Consider the following 16,253-nt stretch of genomic DNA (forward strand, 5'->3'; position numbering starts at 1 on the left):
GCCCGGCGACAACGTTGCCATGACCGTGAAACTGATCACCCCGATCGCCATGGACGAAGGTTTGCGTTTCGCCATCCGCGAAGGTGGCCGTACCGTTGGCGCCGGCGTCGTCAGCTCGATCATCGAATAATTTTCCGAACGCCGCTGCGGTCATCACTGGCCGCAGCGGCGTCACTGTTAAAGGAATCGTCAAATGAGAGACATAATTACCCTTTCCTGCACCGAGTGTAAGCAGAAAAATTACACAACCACCAAAAACAAGAGAACCAAGCCTGAAAAACTCGAGTTCAGCAAGTACTGCCGTTTTTGTCGTAAACACACTCCTCACAAGGAATCCAAATAATCGTTGTTTTTCGGGCGTGCAGGCCAGTAGCTCTAACGGCTAGAGCGCCGGTCTCCAAAACCGGATGTTGGGGGTTCGAATCCCTCCTGGCCTGCCATTTTTCCCATCAGCGTTCAGCAAGCGGGAAGGCGCCACCGAAAGTGGCGTGACACCAAAGACGGTTTGTCGGTCACGACAGGAGCTCACGTGCAAAACGTAAAAACTTTTCTCGAATCGGTTAAGGTTGAGCTGGGTAAGGTTACCTGGCCAACCCGTAAGGAAACTATGGCCACAACCGGAGTTGTGGTGGTCATTATCTTTCTTATCTCGATTTACCTGGGGGCTTGCGATATCGTCCTGGCCAAGCTGATGCGGCTTATACTGGGATAAAGGATTTATTATGTCCAAAAAGTGGTATGGGGTTCACACCTATTCAGGTTTTGAAAATAAAGTCAGGCTGAACCTGGCTGAGCGCGTAAAGAACGAAGGCGTGGAGGAACTTTTTGAAGAGATTCTGATCCCTTCCGAAACCGTCGTTGAATTGAAAAAAGGTGAAAAGAAGACCTCTTCCCGCAAGTTTTTTCCCGGGTATATCCTCGTCAAGATGGAGTTGACCGACGAGACGTGGCACATCGTCAAGGAAACAGCCAAGGTTACCGGCTTTGTGGGCGGCAATACGCCGTTTCCCATTAGTGATGAAGAAGTGAACAAGATTTCCCGCCGGATGGAGGAGGGCGCCGAAAAACCGCGGCCGAAGGTGCAGTTTGAAGTCGGTGAGACCGTCAGGGTCGTGGATGGTCCTTTCCTCAATTTCTCCGGTATTGTTGAAGACGTCAAGCCGGACAAGGGCAAGTTGCGCGTTACGGTTACGATTTTCGGCCGGGCGACCCCGGTCGAGTTGGAATTCATGCAGGTGGAAAAGAATTAATCCGCGAACAAGCGTCATAATAGAGATACGGCATTTGTCACACAAAGGAGCACCATAATGGCAAAGAAGATCACAGGTTATATCAAGCTGCAAGTACCCGCCGGCAAGGCTAATCCTTCACCTCCCATCGGGCCGGCGCTTGGTCAGCACGGCGTCAACATCATGGAATTCTGCAAGGCGTTCAACGCCAAGACCCAGGCGGATGAGGGCACCATTACTCCGGTTGTCATCACGGTCTATGCCGACCGTTCCTTCACGTTCATCACCAAGACGCCTCCGGTCCCTGTCCTGATCAAGAAGGCTTTGGGCATTGCGAGCGGTTCCGCCGTTCCCAATAAGACCAAAGTCGGCAAGCTGACCAAGGCCCAGGTTGAAGAAATTGCCAAAAAGAAGATGCCGGACCTCAACGCCGCTTCCGTGGAAGCCGCCATGAGAACCGTTGAAGGGACTGCCCGCTCCATGGGCGTCGATATCGTCTAGTCACGGGTTTATATATTTAAAAGAACCAGAGAGAGGTTGTATCATGTCGAAGAGCGCGAAAAAGCATACGGCGGCGATGTCTCAGATAGACAGAACCAAGGTGTACCCCCTTGGGGCTGCCCTTGATGTTGTCAAGCAGACCGCCTATGTCAAATTTGACGAAACCGTCGATCTCGCCGTGAAGCTGGGCGTTGATCCTCGCCATGCCGATCAGATGGTCCGTGGGGCGGTGGTGTTGCCCAATGGTCTGGGCAAGAATGTGCGTGTTCTCGTGTTTGCCAAAGGGGAGAAGGAAAAAGAGGCCCTCGAGGCAGGCGCAGACTACGTCGGTTCCGACGACCTGGTGGCGAAGATCCAGGATGGGTGGTTTGAGTTCGACACCGCCATTGCCACACCGGACATGATGGGTGTGGTCGGCAAGATCGGCAAGCTGCTCGGTCCCCGCGGCCTGATGCCGAACCCCAAGGTCGGCACCGTCACGTTCGAGATCGGTAAAGCGGTAAAAGAGTGCAAGGCCGGTAAGGTCGAGTTCCGCGTCGAGAAGGCCGGTATCGTCCACGCCCCGGTAGGGAAGGTGTCCTTCGACGTCGAAAGCCTCAAGGGCAACGTGCTGGCGCTCGTTGAAGCGCTGGTCAAGGCCAAGCCTTCCGCCGCCAAAGGTACCTATATCAAGAAGATTTCCCTCTCCTCCACCATGGGGGCCGGGATTAACCTCGATATCAGCGAAGTGACGGCACAGATATAGGAGGTTGTTGAAAAACAGCCATCAGGCCTTCGTCCTCGAAGGCCCCTTTGTGCGGCGTAGCAGTGCTACGCCTCCGCAGGGCCTCCTGCGGGTGCGACGATCTGACAATTTTTGAACAACCTGATGCAGCCATAAATTAATGCAGCCAAAGTCAAAGACAGCAGGTGCATGCACAGCTTAATCCGGTGATGCGGCCGGACCTGCCGAGACTTGGGTAACGTAAGGTTCACTCCTTGCGCTTCCTGACTTTGGCCGGGGCTTTGCCCCAGATACCAAAAGAAAGGAGGAAGTCGCTTGAACAAGAATAGCAAGCAGGAACTGGTAACCGAGATGCATGAGCGGCTCACACGAGCCAAGGCGGTTTTTTTGGCTGATTTCCGCGGCATGAGCGTGGGACAGGCCACCAGCCTTCGTAACGAATTGCGCGGCGCATCGGTTGAGTACAAGGTATTCAAGAATACCCTGCTCGATCTTGCCGCCAAGGGTACGGAAGCCGAACCGCTCAGCCCCTACCTGGCAGGACCGACCGCGGTCGCCATCACGTATGACGATCCGGTCAGCGCCGCCAAGGTGCTCAGCAAGTTTGCCAAGGACCCCCAGGGCAAATTTGTCCTGAAGGCTGGCGTTCTTTCCGGTAAATTGCTGGATGTGAAACAGATCCAGGCGTTGGCAGAACTGCCCTCGCGTGAAGTCCTCATCGCCAAGATGCTGGGTTCCATGCAGGCACCCGCCACCAACTTTGTCGGCGTGCTCGCAGCGCTGCCGAGCTCACTGGTTCGCGCCCTGGATGCCATTCGCGCCCAGAAAGCCGGAAACTAACCACTCAATTCACCTATACGCTACATTAAACCTATCGGAGGATTATTTACATGGCTATCACCAAGGAAGAAGTAATCAGCTTTATCGAAAATATGACCGTTCTGGAACTTTCCGAACTTGTTAAAGAACTTGAAGACAAATTCGGCGTGTCCGCTGCCGCTCCGGTTGCCGTTGCCGCTGCTGCCGGTCCTGCCGCCTCCGCTGAGCCTGCTGAAGAGAAAACCGAATTCGACGTTATTCTCAAGGCTGCCGGCGCCAACAAGATCAATGTCATCAAGGTTGTCCGCGCACTGACCAGCCTCGGCCTGAAGGAAGCCAAAGACCTGGTTGACGGCGCCCCCGGCACCGTGAAAACCGGCATTTCCAAGCAGGAAGCCGAAGAAGCCAAAAAACAGCTGGTTGAAGCCGGCGCCGAAGTAGAGATCAAATAGTACGCCGTACTTTTATAGAAATGTAAGCCAAGGTCGCCTTGAGCGGCCTTGGCTTGTGCTGTTTCAGCAAATCCCCTCCCGTTCTGGTAGTCTGTAAATCCGGCTGGTTGCATGTTGGCCGGATGTCTTGATGATACTCGCCAAAGGAGAAGCTATGGCTTATTCGATCGCCAATAACCACTTGTTGCGTAAAAACTTTGCCAAGATTAAAAATATCATTGATATTCCCAATCTGATCGACATACAAAAAAACTCCTACCACCGTTTCCTGCAACAGGAGGTTGCGCCCGAATCCCGGAAAAACATCGGCCTCGAAGCCGTTTTCAGAAGCGTGTTCCCCATCAAGGACTTCAGTGAAAGTGCGTCGCTGGAGTACGTTTCCTATACCCTCAATAAGCCGAAATATGATGTGGAAGAGTGTCATCAACGCGGGATGACCTTTGCTGCGCCCATGAAGGTCAAGGTGCGCCTGGTCATCTGGGAATCCGGCAAGGAAACCGGCGTCAGGGCGATCAAGGATATCAAGGAGCAGGAGGTCTACTTCGGCGAAATTCCGTTGATGACCGATAACGGGACGTTCATCATCAACGGCACGGAACGTGTCATTGTCAGCCAGCTGCACCGCTCCCCCGGCGTTTTTTACGATCACGACAAGGGCAAGACCCACTCCAGCGGCAAAGTTCTCTACTCGGCAAGGGTGATCCCGTACCGCGGATCATGGCTTGATTTCGAGTTTGATCATAAAGACATTCTCTATGTACGTATCGACCGTCGGCGCAAGATGCCGGCAACGGTACTGCTCAAGGCATTGGGCTATTCAGTTGAGCAGCTTCTCAACTATTACTACAGCAGTGAAGAAATTTTCGTCAACGGCGAGTCCCTCTCCAAGAGTATCGATCCCGAACTGCTCACCCTGCAGAAGTCCACGGTGGATGTGGTTGACCCCAAAAACGGCGAGGTAATCGTCAAGGCCAACCGCAAATACACCAAGGCCTCCATCAAGAAGCTGTTCGAACACGGCATCAAAACCGTTCCGGTTGCCGCAGACGGCGTCATCGGCCGTTATGCGTCGGCGGACGTTATCGACCCGGCCACCGGCGAGATCCTCGTGGAGTGCAACGAGGAAGTGACCGCCGCTAAATTCGACGAGATCGTGGCCCGGGGCGTCCGTAGTTTCAGTGTGCTCTTCATCGACAACCTGCACATCACCTCGTCGTTTCGCGACACCCTGCTGATCGACAAGGTGAGCAGCACCGATGAAGCTTTGATCGAAATATACCGCCGCCTGCGTCCGGGCGATCCCCCAACCCTGAAGAGCTCCCTGGCGCTGTTCGACAACCTGTTCTTCAACCCGGAACGGTACGATCTGTCCGCCGTGGGGCGCCTCAAGCTGAATTACAAGCTTGGTCTGAAGGTGTGGCCGGATTGTACGGTGCTCAACGCCCCGAGCATGCTTGCCGTGGAGGACTTCCTGAACCCCCAGGAGCTCGTGTCCCGTCTTGTCAAGGGCGAAGACCAGTTCTCCCAGTACCTGATGATGAAACTCCCCGCGGAACTGGTCAAGACCCTCAAGAAGTGCGACCTCTCCCAGCCCGTTCCCGAAAAGTTGGTGGAGCAGTTGGTTCAGGAGTTCAACAACCTCTTCAAGGACCACGACTTCTTCCAGAAGGATGTTTTCGCCCCTCTACCCCTCGGCGCAGCGACCGTCAAGCTGTCCGAACTGATCGATCAGGGCGTGTTTGACGAGAATCGCCGTGCCATCGAGATCCTGCGCCGCAACCGGATGCTCTTCGAGGATCTGTACGCCGACCTTATCGCAGCGTCGTCCAAGAATGACATCCTGGAGATCGTCCGTTACCTGATCGACCTGAAAAACGGCCGCGGTACCATCGACGACATCGACCACCTGGGCAACCGCCGCGTGCGCGCCGTGGGCGAACTCCTGGAGAACCAGTACCGCATCGGTCTGGTGCGCATGGAACGCGCCATCAAGGAGCGCATGAGTCTGCAAGAGGTGGAAAACCTCATGCCCCACGACCTGATCAACTCCAAACCGGTTTCGGCCGTGGTCAAGGAGTTCTTCGGTTCGTCCCAGCTCTCCCAGTTCATGGACCAGACGAACCCGCTGTCCGAGGTTACCCACAAGCGCCGTCTTTCGGCCCTGGGACCCGGCGGCCTGACCCGTGAGCGCGCCGGCTTCGAAGTCCGCGACGTTCACCCGACCCACTACGGCCGCGTCTGCCCGATCGAAACGCCTGAAGGTCCGAACATCGGCCTGATCGCGTCCCTCTCCACCTATGCCCGCATCAACGAGCACGGCTTCGTGGAAACCCCGTACCGCATCGTCGAGGACGGCAAGCTGACCAGCGACGTCCGTTTCTTCTCCGCCCTGGAGGAGGAGGGGCATGCCATCGCCCAGGCCAACGCCGAGGTGGACAAGAACGGCCGCTTCGTCAACGACTATGTCACGGCCCGTAAGAGCGGCGAGTTCATCCTGGTGCATCGGGAAGAGATCGAGCTGATGGACGTGGCTCCCAAACAGTTGGTGTCGGTCGCCGCCGCGTTGATTCCGTTTCTGGAAAACGACGACGCCAACCGCGCCCTGATGGGTTCCAACATGCAGCGTCAGGCAGTGCCCCTGCTGCGGGCCGATTCTCCCCTGGTCGGCACCGGCATGGAACGGATCGTGGCCAAGGACTCCGGGGTCTCCGTCATTGCCCGCCATAAGGGTGAGGTGGAATCGGTCGACGCCTCCCGCATCGTCATCAAGATCGACGACGATGAGCTCGATGAAACCGGCACCGGTGTCGATATCTACAATATGATCAAGTTTGCCCGCTCCAACCAGAACACCTGCATCAACAACAGGCCGGTGGTCAAGGTGGGGGATAAGATCAAACGTGGCGACGTCATCGCCGACGGCCCTTCCACCGACATGGGCGAGCTGGCCTTGGGGCAGAACATCGTCGTGGCGTTCATGCCGTGGGGCGGCTACAACTACGAAGACTCCATCCTGGTCTCCGAAAAGATGGTGAAAGAGGACCGCTACACCTCGATCCACATTGAAGAGTTCGAGTGCGTCGCCCGCGATACCAAGCTGGGCAAGGAGGAGATCACCTCCGATATCCCCAACCTGGGTGAAGAAACCCTCAAGGATCTGGACGAATCCGGCATTATCCGCATTGGTGCCGAGGTGCGGCCGGGCGACATCCTGGTGGGCAAGATCACCCCCAAGGGCGAAACCCAGCTCTCTCCCGAGGAAAAGTTGCTGCGCGCCATCTTCGGCGAAAAGGCGGGCGATGTCCGCGACACCTCCCTGACCGTACCCCCGGGGGTGGAAGGAACCGTCATCGGTGCCAAGATCTTCTCCCGCAAGGGGAACGACAAGGACGCCCGTACCGAACTGATCGAGAAGGCGGAGGAAAACAAGCTCCGCAAGGATGAACAGGACGAGATCCGCATCATCCGCGATTCGGCCGTCGGCAAGCTCAAACGCCTCCTGGTGGGCAAGACCCTGGCGGTCAAGCTTGAAGACGGGGAGGGGATGCTGATCCTGGCCAAGGGCAAGAAGATCACCGAAGAGACCCTCGACGGCGTGGCAATGGAACGCTGGGCAGGCATCTCCGTCAGCGACGAAGGGGATACGGATGAGAAGGTAAGCCAGGTGCTGGATACCTTGAACCGCCAGATCGACCTGATTCACAACGTCTTTGACGATAAGATCCAGAAGCTCAAACGTGGCGACGACCTGCCGCCGGGCGTGATCAAGATGGTCAAGGTCTACATCGCCATCAAGCGCAAGCTGCAGGTCGGCGACAAGATGGCCGGTCGCCACGGTAACAAGGGTGTCGTTTCCCGCATCCTGCCTGAAGAGGATATGCCGTATATGGAAGACGGCCGGCCGGTGGAGATCGTTCTCAACCCGCTGGGCGTTCCTTCCCGTATGAACGTCGGCCAGATCATCGAAACCCACCTGGGATGGGCAGCCAAGGGAATCGGCTGGAAGATTGAGGAGATGCTCCAGAAACACCTCTCCGAGGACAATCTGAAGGCATATCTCAAGGACGCGTACGACGACGCGGATTTCACCCACTTCATCGATACCCTTGACCAGGAGGAGTTGCTGAAGGTCTGCCGCCGCCTCCAGCGGGGGATCCCCATGGCGTCGCCGGTCTTCGAGGGCGCTTCGGAGAATAAGATCAAGGGGATGCTGAAAAAGGCCGGGTTCCATTCTTCCGGCCAGGTAACACTCTTCGACGGCCGCACCGGCGACCCGTTCAAGCATAAGGTAACCGTCGGCGTGATGTACTTCCTCAAGCTGCATCACTTGGTTGACGACAAGATCCACGCCCGGTCCATCGGACCCTACAGTCTGGTTACCCAGCAACCGCTGGGCGGCAAGGCTCAGTTCGGCGGGCAGAGGCTGGGCGAGATGGAGGTCTGGGCAATGGAGGCCTACGGCGCTTCCTATGCGCTCCAGGAATTCCTTACGGTCAAGTCGGATGATGTCTCCGGCCGCACGCGGATGTATGAAGCCATCGTCAAGGGCAAACACACCCTTGAACCGGGCTTGCCGGAATCCTTCAACGTCCTCATCAAGGAACTCCAATCCCTCTGTCTTGACGTGGAACTGCTTGAAGGGGACGAGGAATAATTACAGAGACCTTCGTAGACAGCCGGCCCGGCGTCGTCGCGGAGCTTCAGAATAACGGAGGAGAGCAACGTGGAAGATTATTTCAGTTTTTTCGATAAACCAAAAGATCCACTCCACTTTTCAGCTATACGGATATCGGTGTCGTCACCCGAGAAGATTCGGGAACGTTCCCACGGCGAGGTCAAGAAGCCGGAAACGATCAATTACCGCACCTTCAAACCGGAGCGGGACGGTCTGTTCTGCGCCAAGATCTTCGGTCCCACCAAGGACTACGAGTGCAACTGCGGCAAGTACAAGCGCATGAAACATCGCGGCATCATCTGCGAAAAGTGCGGCGTTGAGGTCATCCCCTCCAAGGTGCGCCGGGAGCGGCTGGGGCATATCGACCTGGCCACCCCGGTGGCCCATATCTGGTTCCTCAAGTCGTTGCCGTCCCGTATCGGCAACCTGCTGGACATCACCCTCAAGGACCTTGAGAAGGTCCTGTATTTCGAGGCGTTCGTCATCAGCGATCCCAAGAACACGCCGATGCAGTTCTGCGAGGTGATGTCCGAGGAAAAATACATCAAGGCCCAGCAAGAATACGGCAGCGACGCCTTCGAAGGCGGCATGGGGGCCGAGGCCATCCGCAACTGCCTCCGCTCTCTCGATCTTGACGAGCTGGCGGTGTCGCTCCGCTCCGAGATGATGGAGTCAACCAGCGAAGCGAAACGCAAGAAGACCGCCAAACGCCTCAAGGTGGTGGAAGCGTTCAAGTCCTCGGGCAACAAGCCGGAATGGATGATCCTGGAATGCATCCCGGTCCTGCCGCCGGAGCTGCGCCCCCTGGTGCCGCTGGATGGCGGCCGGTTCGCCACCTCCGACCTGAACGATCTGTACCGCAGGGTTATCAACCGCAACAACCGCTTGAAGCGCCTCTGCGAACTGCAGGCGCCCGAGGTGATCATCCGCAACGAGAAGAGGATGCTCCAGGAGGCGGTGGACGCGCTGTTCGACAACGGTCGCCGCGGCCGCGCCATTGCCGGCCCCAACAAGCGTCCCCTGAAATCCCTGTCCGACATGCTCAAGGGCAAGTCGGGCCGTTTCCGCCAGAATCTCCTGGGCAAGCGCGTCGACTATTCCGGCCGTTCGGTCATCGTCGTCGGCCCGGAACTGCGGCTGCACCAGTGCGGCCTGCCGAAGAAGATGGCCCTGGAGCTGTTCAAGCCCTTCATCTACAACAAGCTGGAAGAGCGTGGCTATGTGACCACCATCAAGAGCGCCAAGAAGATGGTGGAGAAGGAGCGCCCCGAGGTGTGGGACGTGCTGGAGGAGGTCATCAAGGAACACCCGGTGATGCTCAACCGTGCCCCGACCCTGCACCGCCTCGGTATCCAGGCCTTCGAGCCGGTGCTCATCGAGGGCAAGGCCATTCAACTGCACCCGCTGGTCTGTACCGCTTTCAACGCCGACTTCGACGGTGACCAGATGGCCGTGCATCTCCCCCTCTCCATCGAGAGCCAGGTGGAGGCCCGCGTCCTGATGATGTCCACCAACAACATCCTGTCGCCGGCCCACGGCAAGCCGATCATCGTTCCGTCCCAGGACATGGTTCTCGGCGCCTACTACATGACCCGCGACCGTCTGTACGAGCCGGATCCCGATGAGAGCGGCCGGGCCAAGATCGATCCCGCCACCGGCAAGCTGATGTACCGCAAGGTCAAGGGAACCGGCAAGATATTCTCCTCGCCCGACGAGGTGCGCATCGCCTTAGATGCCGGTGAGGTCGATATGCAGGCCAAGGTCCGCGTGCGGATGAAAAACTTTGTGAGCGACGAAAAACCGCAATTGATCGATACCACCATCGGGCGGGTCATCATGCGGGAGATCCTGCCGCCTCAGGTGCCGTTCAGCGCCATCAACAAGGTCCTCAACAAGAAAGAGTTGTCCAACCTGGTGGATACCTGTTACCGTCTGGCCGACAGCAAGGAGACCGTTATCCTTGCCGACCGCCTCAAAGAGATCGGTTTCCGCTACGCCAACCTGGCCGGCATCTCCATCTGTCTGGACGACATGGTCATCCCGGAAGGGAAGGCGGCCATCATCACCAAGGCCGAGGATGAGGTCAAGGAGATCCAGAACCAGTACACCGAGGGTCTGATCACCGACGGCGAACGCTACAACAAGGTTATCGACATCTGGGCCAAAGCGACGGAAGACATCGCCAAGGAGATGCTGGACAACCTCTCCAAGGAAAGCTTCCTGGTCGATGGGGAGGAGGTCAAGGAGGCATCCTTCAACGCCATCCACATGATGGCCGATTCGGGTGCCCGTGGTTCCGCCCAGCAGATCCGCCAGTTGGCCGGTATGCGTGGTTTGATGGCCAAGCCTTCCGGCGAGATCATCGAAACCCCCATTACCGCCAACTTCCGCGAAGGGTTGACGGTTCTCCAGTACTTCATCTCGACCCACGGCGCCCGCAAAGGTCTGGCCGATACGGCGCTCAAAACCGCCAACTCCGGTTACCTGACCCGCCGTCTGGTGGATGTCGCCCAGGACGCCATCATTACCGAGGACGACTGCGGCACTCTGGACGGCCTGATCGTGTCGTCCCTGACCGAGGGAGGGGAGGTTATCGAACATATCGGTGACCGTATCCTGGGGCGCGTGGCCCTGGACGATATCCTGGACCCGGTTACGGGCGACGTGCTGGTGGAGGCCAACCAGGAGATCGACGAAAACCTGGTCAACCGGATCGAGGACGCTGGCCTGGAGAAGGTCAAGATCCGTTCCGTGCTCACCTGCCAGAGCCGCCGGGGTATTTGCGCCAAGTGCTACGGGCGCGACTTGGCCCGCGGCCATATCGTCAACATGGGCGAGGCGGTCGGTGTCATTGCCGCCCAGTCCATCGGCGAGCCGGGTACCCAGTTGACCATGCGTACCTTCCATATCGGTGGTACCGCTTCCCGCCATGCCGAGCAGACCTCCCTGGAGGCCCGCACCGATGGTTCGCTCAAGTTCATCAACGTCCATTCGGTTGTGAACAACGAAGGACACCATATCGTCATGAACCGTAACGGCGAGATCGCCGTTATCGACGAAACCGGCCGCGAACGCGAGAAATACACGGTCGTGTACGGCGCCAAGATCAGGATCGCTCCGGGCGAAGCCGTACAACAGGGTGCCACGTTGGCCGAGTGGGACCCCTACACCATGCCGATCCTCACGGAAGTGGCCGGTAAGGTCAAGTTCGGCGATATCCAGGAAGGCGTCACCATTGAGGAGCAACTGGACGAAGTGACCGGCCTCTCCCGCAAGGTCATCATTGAAACCAAGGATACGGACAAGCGTCCGCGTATCGCCATCAAGGACACTGACGGCGACGGCAGCGGGACTATCGGCCGCTACTTCCTGCCGGTGGGCGCCAATATCTACGTCCAGGAAGACGCTCTGGTCAGCGCCGGCGACATCATCGCCAAGATCCCCCGCGAGACGACCAAGACCAAGGATATCACCGGTGGTCTGCCGCGCGTCGCCGAGTTGTTCGAGGCGCGCAAGCCCAAGGACTTCGCGGTTATCTCCGAGATCGACGGGCGGGTCACCTTCGGCAAGGATGCCAAGGGCAAACGTAAGGTTGTCGTTACTCCCGAGGTCGGCGAACCGAAGGAATACCTGATCCCCAAAGGCAAGCATATCAGCGTCCACGAAGGAGATCATGTGCGTGCCGGCGAGGCGCTCATGGACGGTTCCTCGAACCCCCACGACATTCTGCGCGTGCTCGGCGTCAAGGAGTTGGCCAAGTACCTGGTGGACGAAGTCCAAGAGGTCTACCGTCTCCAGGGCGTCAAGATCAACGACAAGCATATCGAGACCATCGTGCGCCAGATGTTGCGGCGGGTGCGTATCAAAGAGGTCGGCGACACCAACCTGCTGGTTGATGATCAGGTGGAGCGCTGGGTCTTTGAAGACGAAAACGAAAAGGCCTTTACGGAGGGCAAACGTCCGGCCATCGCCGAACCGCTGCTGTTGGGCATTACCAAGGCATCACTCTCCACCGAGTCGTTCATCTCGGCGGCCTCCTTCCAGGAAACGACCAAGGTTCTTACCCAGGCCGCCATTGAAGGGAAGGTCGACTACCTGCGCGGCCTGAAGGAGAACGTCATCATGGGCCGTCTCATCCCGGCAGGAACGGGACTGGCGCGCTATCGCCATCTCCGCCTGCAGGCAGACGCACAGATACAGGAGGCGTCGCAGCAGGAAGAGCAGGCGCTGGATTCGGCTGAGGATGAACAGGAAGCTGCATAACTGATTGATAGTATTATGGTTGGACGGGGAGGGCGGCATGCCGGTTATGCCTCCCTCCCCCCAAGGCCAAAATAAATAAAGAAATTGTTTTTTTTAGTTGACAGGCAACCTCAAAATGTTGTAAATATACGGACCATTTGAGTTCGCCTGTGTAACTGGGTTCAGCGCAATAGCCATGAATGGAGCTGTCGGTAAATTCCGACCCTACACCTATTCCATTCCCTTTCGCTTATTGTCACGCGCGCTGGATGGCGACTCGATACCAAAACCATTAGTATGTTTTTTGCTTGTCGACTGTGCAGGCGTCCCTTGCTTGTGTGTTGTGCCTTGTTTTTTTGAGAAGCGGGCATAATTGGGTTGACAGCAGTGTTTAAAATTTGTTAGTTTCGCAATTCGCCTCATGGTGGGCGAATCTATGTGTCTGGATATTTTTGTGCTGGGAGAATAATGCGACTATGCCAACGATTAATCAGTTGATTCGTGAGGGCAGGGAAAAGAAAAAGGACAAGTCGACGGCGCCTGCGCTGAAGTGCTGTCCGCAGAAGCGTGGCGTTTGCACGAGGGTGTACACGACTACTCCGAAGAAGCCGAACTCGGCTCTTCGCAAGGTTGCCAGGGTTCGTCTGACCAACGGGATTGAGGTTACCTCGTATATCCCGGGTGTCGGCCATAACCTTCAGGAGCACTCTGTTGTCCTGATCCGTGGCGGCAGGGTCAAGGACCTTCCTGGTGTTCGTTATCACATCGTTCGTGGTACTCTTGACTCGGTTGGCGTGAAGGACCGTAAGAAGAGTCGCTCCAAATATGGGGCCAAGCGGCCGAAATAGATATTTGACCTGATTTGTTGAGGGGATAGATATGCCAAGAAGAAGAGAAGTACCCAAGAGAATTATCCTGCCGGATCCTAAATACAGTGACAAGGTCGTTGCCAAGCTTATCAATACGCTGATGCTGGGCGGCAAGAAGAGTGTTGCCGAGTCGATCCTGTATGGTGCGCTTGAGCTGGTTGCCCAGCGGAGCAATGAAGAGGCTCTCAAGGTGCTCAAAAAGAGCCTTGATAACATCAAGCCGATGTTGGAAGTTAAATCGCGCCGTGTTGGTGGTTCCACCTATCAGGTGCCCATCGAGGTTCGTCCGGATCGCCGTATGTCTTTGGCCATGCGCTGGTTGATCAAATATTCGACCGCCCGCAGCGAGAAGACCATGAAGGACAAGCTGGCCGCTGAGATTCTCGACGCCTACAACAATCGGGGCGCCGCCGTCAAGAAGCGTGAGGATGTCCATAAGATGGCCGAGGCCAACCGCGCTTTCGCTCATTATCGTTGGTAATTATCAGACAGTATTACTTTTTGGGAGGATTTTGTGCCCCGCTTATCGCCACTTGAAAATTATAGAAATATCGGGATTATGGCTCACATTGACGCCGGCAAGACGACGACGACCGAGCGTATCCTTTACTATACCGGTGTTTCGCACAAAATTGGTGAAGTGCACGAGGGTACTGCCACCATGGACTGGATGGAGCAGGAGCAGGAGCGTGGCATCACGATCACCTCGGCTGCAACCACCTGTGCATGGAAGGATTGCCATATAAATATCATCGACACCCCGGGCCATGTGGACTTCACCATCGAGGTCGAGCGTTCCCTTCGTGTCTTGGATGGCGCCGTGGCGGTTTTTTGCTCGGTTGGCGGTGTTGAGCCCCAGTCTGAAACGGTTTGGCGTCAGGCTGACAAGTATCATGTGCCCCGTATCGCCTTCATCAACAAGATGGACCGTGTCGGTGCGGACTTCTTTCGCGGTGTGCAGATGATTAAGGATCGGCTCAAGGCTAATCCGATTCCGATTCAGATTCCGGTCGGCAAGGAAGAAAATTTCAAGGGTGTTATCGACCTGGTCACCATGAAGGCCATCATTTGGGAAGAAGAGGCCTTGGGGGCTAAATTTCACGAGGAAGAGATTCCGGCCGAACTGCTTGAAGAGGCCAAGGAATATCGTGAGAAGATGATCGAGGAAATCTCCAGCCACGACGACGTGCTCATGGAGAAATATCTGGGCGGCGCCGAGCTGACCGAAGCCGAGATCAAGGACGCCATCCGTTCCTGCACCATCAATATCCAGATCTGCCCGGTCATCTGTGGCTCATCTTTCAAGAATAAGGGCGTGCAGAACCTGCTTGACGCGGTTGTGGACTACATGCCGTCTCCGCTTGATATTCCTGCCATCAGGGGCGTCGATGTGGACAGCGGTGAAGAGGTCGAGCGCAAGGCTGCGGACGGCGAGCCGTTTTCCGCCCTGGGCTTCAAGATCATGACCGACCCCTTCGTCGGCCAGCTGACCTTCTTCCGCGTTTACTCCGGCGTGGTTACCGCTGGATCGTACATCTACAACTCGACCAAAGGCAAGAAGGAGCGCCTCGGCCGTATCCTGAAGATGCATGCCAACAAGCGTGAAGAGATCAAAGAGGTCTATGCCGGCGATATCGCCGCCGCAGTCGGCCTGAAATATACGACTACCGGTGACACCCTCTGCAATGAGGACAAACAGGTTATTCTTGAGTCCATCGAGTTCCCTGAGCCGGTTATCTCCATCGCCATTGAGCCCAAGACCAAGGCCGATCAGGAAAAGCTGGGCGTCAGTCTTGCCAAGCTCGCCAGCGAAGACCCTTCCTTCCGTGTCAAAACCGACGAGGAAACCGGTCAGACCATCATCTCCGGTATGGGCGAGTTGCATCTTGAGATCATCGTCGATCGCCTGATGCGTGAGTTCAAGGTCGAGGCCAACGTGGGCAAGCCCCAGGTTGCCTACCGTGAAACCATCACCAAGAAGGTCAAGGTCCAGGGCAAGTTTGTTCGCCAGTCCGGCGGCCGCGGTCAGTACGGCGATGTCTGGCTGGAAATCGAGCCCCAGGAAGCGGGCAAGGGTTTTGAGTTCGTCGATGCCATCAAGGGCGGTGTCGTGCCCCGTGAATACATCCCTGCCGTTGGCAAGGGCGTTTTAGAGGCAACCGATAACGGTGTCCTCGCCGGTTTCCCGGTCGTGGATGTGAAGATCACTTTGATCGATGGTTCCTACCATGAGGTCGACTCCTCGGAAATGGCTTTTAAGATCGCCGGTTCCATGGGTTTCAAAGAGGGCTGCGCCAAGGCTGGTCCCATCATTCTTGAGCCGATCATGTCGGTAGAGGTCGTTGTCCCCGAAGAGTACATGGGTGATGTTATCGGCGACCTCAACTCCAAGCGCGGACGCATCATGGGTATGGACTCCCGTGCCGGCGCCCAGGTCGTAACCGCCATGGTGCCGCTGGCATCCATGTTCGGCTACTCCACGGACCTGCGCTCCGCCACCCAGGGACGCGCCACCTACACCATGACATTCGATCATTACGAACCGGTGCCTAAGTCGGTTGCAGACGATATAGTTGCAAAAGTAAAAGGTTAATCAAGTTAACAACACTTTTTGAGGAGGGCCTGTTATCATGGCGAAGGCTAAATTCGAGCGTAACAAACCGCATGTAAACATCGGCACGATAGGTCACGTTGACCACGGCAAGACCACGTTGACCGCCGCCATCACGAAGGTATTGGCCG

The 16,253-nt window shown here is 56.8% G+C and carries 14 protein-coding genes and 1 tRNA gene; all 15 read left to right on the forward strand.

What is annotated here, in order from left to right; translation table 11 throughout:
* On the forward strand, positions 1–130 hold a 130-nt coding region (locus F6V30_RS16860; RefSeq protein WP_476739157.1), incomplete at its 5' end, for an EF-Tu C-terminal domain-related protein.
* A 63-nt stretch (positions 131–193) separates the two neighbouring features.
* Positions 194–343 carry a 50S ribosomal protein L33 gene (gene rpmG / locus F6V30_RS16865; RefSeq protein ID WP_149209879.1) on the forward strand — a complete coding sequence of 50 codons (150 nt, stop codon included), beginning with the start codon at positions 194–196 and terminating at the stop codon, positions 341–343.
* 20 nt (positions 344–363) lie between these two features.
* A tRNA-Trp gene (locus F6V30_RS16870) sits at positions 364–440 on the forward strand.
* 89 nt (positions 441–529) lie between these two features.
* Positions 530–712: a preprotein translocase subunit SecE gene (gene secE, locus F6V30_RS16875; RefSeq protein WP_151158407.1), complete on the forward strand. Its 183-nt coding sequence runs from the start codon at positions 530–532 to the stop codon at positions 710–712.
* A gap of 10 nt (positions 713–722) precedes the next feature.
* Entirely contained in the window at positions 723–1,250 is a 528-nt protein-coding gene (gene nusG, locus F6V30_RS16880; protein ID WP_151158409.1) for a transcription termination/antitermination protein NusG, read from the forward strand.
* A 57-nt stretch (positions 1,251–1,307) separates the two neighbouring features.
* Positions 1,308–1,730: a 50S ribosomal protein L11 gene (gene rplK / locus F6V30_RS16885; RefSeq protein WP_149209882.1), complete on the forward strand. Its 423-nt coding sequence runs from the start codon at positions 1,308–1,310 to the stop codon at positions 1,728–1,730.
* A 43-nt stretch (positions 1,731–1,773) separates the two neighbouring features.
* Complete coding sequence (rplA, locus tag F6V30_RS16890) at positions 1,774–2,475, forward strand: 50S ribosomal protein L1 (RefSeq protein WP_151158411.1); 702 nt, start codon at positions 1,774–1,776, stop codon at positions 2,473–2,475.
* A 294-nt stretch (positions 2,476–2,769) separates the two neighbouring features.
* Entirely contained in the window at positions 2,770–3,294 is a 525-nt protein-coding gene (rplJ, locus tag F6V30_RS16895) for a 50S ribosomal protein L10 (RefSeq protein WP_151158413.1), read from the forward strand.
* 50 nt (positions 3,295–3,344) lie between these two features.
* Positions 3,345–3,725, forward strand: a complete 381-nt coding sequence (gene rplL / locus F6V30_RS16900; RefSeq protein WP_151158415.1) for a 50S ribosomal protein L7/L12 — start codon at positions 3,345–3,347, stop codon at positions 3,723–3,725.
* Positions 3,726–3,879: 154 nt separating this feature from the next.
* The gene (rpoB, locus tag F6V30_RS16905; protein WP_151158417.1) at positions 3,880–8,379 is read left to right on the forward strand and encodes a DNA-directed RNA polymerase subunit beta; all 4,500 of its coding nucleotides are present in this window, start codon (positions 3,880–3,882) and stop codon (positions 8,377–8,379) included.
* 69 nt (positions 8,380–8,448) lie between these two features.
* Positions 8,449–12,663: a DNA-directed RNA polymerase subunit beta' gene (gene rpoC / locus F6V30_RS16910; RefSeq protein WP_151158419.1), complete on the forward strand. Its 4,215-nt coding sequence runs from the start codon at positions 8,449–8,451 to the stop codon at positions 12,661–12,663.
* A gap of 455 nt (positions 12,664–13,118) precedes the next feature.
* Entirely contained in the window at positions 13,119–13,490 is a 372-nt protein-coding gene (gene rpsL, locus F6V30_RS16915; protein ID WP_149209888.1) for a 30S ribosomal protein S12, read from the forward strand.
* Between the two features lie 31 nt (positions 13,491–13,521).
* Entirely contained in the window at positions 13,522–13,992 is a 471-nt protein-coding gene (gene rpsG / locus F6V30_RS16920; RefSeq protein ID WP_151158420.1) for a 30S ribosomal protein S7, read from the forward strand.
* 33 nt (positions 13,993–14,025) lie between these two features.
* Positions 14,026–16,104 carry an elongation factor G gene (gene fusA, locus F6V30_RS16925; protein ID WP_151158422.1) on the forward strand — a complete coding sequence of 693 codons (2,079 nt, stop codon included), beginning with the start codon at positions 14,026–14,028 and terminating at the stop codon, positions 16,102–16,104.
* Positions 16,105–16,141: 37 nt separating this feature from the next.
* Positions 16,142–16,253: GTP-binding protein (locus F6V30_RS16930; RefSeq protein ID WP_151158424.1), on the forward strand; the 112-nt coding region annotated here is incomplete at its 3' end.

This window comes from Oryzomonas sagensis (assembly GCF_008802355.1).
Lineage (GTDB): Bacteria > Desulfobacterota > Desulfuromonadia > Geobacterales > Pseudopelobacteraceae > Oryzomonas > Oryzomonas sagensis.

What these genes read in the sequence shown, in the direction of transcription:
- rpmG (WP_149209879.1), top strand. Translation starts at nt 194, where the DNA reads ATGAGAGACATAATTACCCTTTCCTGCACCGAGTGTAAGCAGAAAAAT.
- nusG (WP_151158409.1), top strand. Translation starts at nt 723, where the DNA reads ATGTCCAAAAAGTGGTATGGGGTTCACACCTATTCAGGTTTTGAAAAT.
- rplK (WP_149209882.1), top strand. Translation starts at nt 1,308, where the DNA reads ATGGCAAAGAAGATCACAGGTTATATCAAGCTGCAAGTACCCGCCGGC.
- rplA (WP_151158411.1), top strand. Translation starts at nt 1,774, where the DNA reads ATGTCGAAGAGCGCGAAAAAGCATACGGCGGCGATGTCTCAGATAGAC.
- rplL (WP_151158415.1), top strand. Translation starts at nt 3,345, where the DNA reads ATGGCTATCACCAAGGAAGAAGTAATCAGCTTTATCGAAAATATGACC.
- rpoB (WP_151158417.1), top strand. Translation starts at nt 3,880, where the DNA reads ATGGCTTATTCGATCGCCAATAACCACTTGTTGCGTAAAAACTTTGCC.
- rpsL (WP_149209888.1), top strand. Translation starts at nt 13,119, where the DNA reads ATGCCAACGATTAATCAGTTGATTCGTGAGGGCAGGGAAAAGAAAAAG.
- rpsG (WP_151158420.1), top strand. Translation starts at nt 13,522, where the DNA reads ATGCCAAGAAGAAGAGAAGTACCCAAGAGAATTATCCTGCCGGATCCT.